Source organism: Nostoc sp. UIC 10630 (assembly GCF_010747425.1).
Classification (GTDB): Bacteria; Cyanobacteriota; Cyanobacteriia; order Cyanobacteriales; family Nostocaceae; genus Nostoc.
The window spans coordinates 1-1,904 of record NZ_JAAGOG010000414.1; the positions used below are offsets into that span (position 1 = coordinate 1).

Below are 1,904 nucleotides of genomic sequence, written 5' to 3' on the forward strand. Positions count from 1 at the left end.
CAGTACCGACAGTTGAAACTCCATCCGATGAAGAGCAAGTAAATGTTGATACGTCAACATCAACAGAAATTGAATCGCCAGCAGCAATATTTCAAGCTGTTGGGGTAATTACTGGGTCGGTCAACTTTACTACTGATGGACAAAGCACTGTTACTATCGGTAGCTATGAATACCCACTTTACTACTCGAAGCGACAATGGGATGTATTAAACGCTCTCAAGAAGGAAATAGAAAATACTGGCAACCATAATCAGCGTTTGGTTGTTTATCCAAAGGCAATTCACTTTCCACGCAAAGAGCAACCACATCGCATCGCTTTTCAGTTAGTGGGCTTTGACAGAGGGCGAAAACTAGATGCCGTTTCAGGAGAGTTAGAAGACCTGGAGTTTAAGTTATCAGGATTATGGCAGTTCATTCCTGTCTGCTCTACTCCCTGTATCTCCGTGTTCCGAAATTTCTCTGATGAAAGACTCGAATTTATTAAGCAGTCCGAGCCAGCCCGCAAGGTGAAATTCATGAAGGCTAGTCATATACCGTTGCTCTGGAAGGATGCACCCGTTCGACCCTTCAGATTTAATCCCAAGGTGGCTAAAGAGGAGCAAGGACGCGCCGCCTTTGTCACAATCAAGGCGAAATTTCTGCCAGGGCGTGATGTCTTCGGTTTTGTTGCACTGACTGCGCTACCACAAGAAGCTGCACCCAGATTTCTCAAAGCGTCTAAGGAGGATAAAGCCACAGTGCAACTTGCAGCTAAGAAAGCGCAAAGAGCAGCAGCACCACCTGCACGGAAGAAAGGTAAGTCAAAAGCGACTAGTCAGGATAATACCTCTGTGCCGCGTACCAAACCATTACCAAAACCAAAACCAAAGTTAAAAACGGGTGAGTAAAACCGCTTTAAAGTTTTATCAGTCAACGCCATTATGGGGGTTAGAGCCGTTGTGTGGCCCCCTGAATAAATAAGTATTTGCAGTATTGAGTCAGCCCTGACTAGCGCTCACGTCAAATTAAGGTTTTGGGGCGGTTAGGCGGTCTTCTTGACAAGAGATCATCTTTTGGAGCTTATAGTTGGTATTGTCCAAGATACGTGTAATTTTCGGCAAGATAATCTGAAAACTCTTCCTATATAGATTTATGTTGTTATGTCCTTCTCCAACACGACCTATCGCATAGTTGATGGCGTAACTATTCCTGGCGTATTTCTGCAAGCCTTTATCAATAATGGAGACCACTATTTTGTCACCGAAATTAAGGTCTACAAAGACGGCAGAATTGATTGCTGGGGGATGGTTGACTTTGATGGTTTCAAAGAAAAGGTGAGCCTCGGTTGGGTTAGAACTCATCTGCCTGAAGGAGCAAGAGTCTCAATGATGGTGCCTGGTCTTTATTTTACCGCCCATCAAGTGAAATCAAGAGTTGAGGAGCAGGAGTTTGTTAAAGAAGTTGAAGACGAGATCCGACGGCTCAATGGGCAGCTAACAACAAGAGAGATTTGCCGACAGGCATTAACACAATACAAGCATGAACCAAGCGAGGCAAATAAGGAGTATTTGCGCCAAGCCTATGATGCTGTTCCTAAACACTGTCGTATGTATTTAGGTGATATGGACGACAGAGATTCGGAATATCGCTCAATTCTGAATAGATGGAGCGACTAGAAGGAAGCAAGATCGGCACAATATTTCGTTTGAACGGCGGGACAGGGATGAGCGGACAAGCCTTACAAATTAATCCCAAACTTGTACAGCCTATACTATTCGCGGGATTATCCGCGACCAGTCGCTTAAACCCCTTCTTATTCAAAAAGCCGACGCTGTTATTAATTGATAACTGTTATCAATAAGTCTAACTGTATGAGCCTGTCAACGGAGTAATGGGGCTTGTGGCGGTGTAGACTGTCCATAATA

General features: G+C 44.3%; 2 protein-coding genes. Both read left to right on the forward strand.

Going from position 1 to position 1,904, the window contains the following annotated elements; all coding sequences use genetic code 11:
• The coding region (locus G1O98_RS38040; RefSeq protein ID WP_163939603.1) for a hypothetical protein at positions 1-887 on the forward strand (887 nt) is incomplete at its 5' end.
• 252 nt (positions 888-1,139) lie between these two features.
• On the forward strand, positions 1,140-1,655 hold the full coding sequence (locus G1O98_RS38045; RefSeq protein ID WP_163939605.1) for a hypothetical protein: 516 nt from the start codon (positions 1,140-1,142) through the stop codon (positions 1,653-1,655).
• Positions 1,656-1,904: the final 249 nt, after the last annotated feature.

What these genes read in the sequence shown, in the direction of transcription:
- G1O98_RS38045 (WP_163939605.1), top strand. Translation starts at nt 1,140, where the DNA reads ATGTCCTTCTCCAACACGACCTATCGCATAGTTGATGGCGTAACTATT.